The sequence below is a fragment of the Vaccinium witches'-broom phytoplasma str. VAC genome (assembly GCF_000309405.1).
Lineage (GTDB): Bacteria > Bacillota_I > Bacilli_A > Acholeplasmatales > Acholeplasmataceae > Phytoplasma.
On record NZ_AKIN01000193.1, the window covers coordinates 1 to 449 of the forward strand.

General features: G+C 28.3%; 1 pseudogene. It reads right to left on the bottom strand.

The features are described 5' to 3' along the window. Positions 1 to 188: pseudogene (locus RI68_RS03520) on the bottom strand (hypothetical protein); the annotation flags it as partial. Between the last annotated feature and the right edge of the window lie 261 nt (positions 189 to 449).

A 449-nucleotide genomic window follows, 5' to 3' on the forward strand; every position in this document is an offset into this window, starting at 1 on the left:
AGTAAATCTTCGATGGTGTAAAGTTGGTTTTCAGGAATAATTCGAATTCCATCATCAAAATAAATGGTGTCAATATCAATTTCATGGAAAGTTTTAGATGGCAAAGGTAAGACCAAACCAGTATAAGGAGTGGCGTTATAACAATTTAATTTGATTAATTTTGGTTCTTTGATGATGTTATTTTCCATTAAATAATGATTGATCGCTTCTTATTTTCTTTTAGTAAGTGAAGATGTCATTATTTACTAATTTTATTTGAGGTTTGTTTTCCTGATGTTTTTCTTGGACGTTCCAAAAGAAAAAACTTCTTCGATAGAGATTTCTTATTTTAAAAGGTTTTCTAAGGTATATTCATCGTCTTCATGAGGATATTTTTCGTTAAAAGGATTGATTCTAGGCTTGAAATAAACTCCAATTAATCATTGAGGAGAATTTTTTAATTTGTTGAA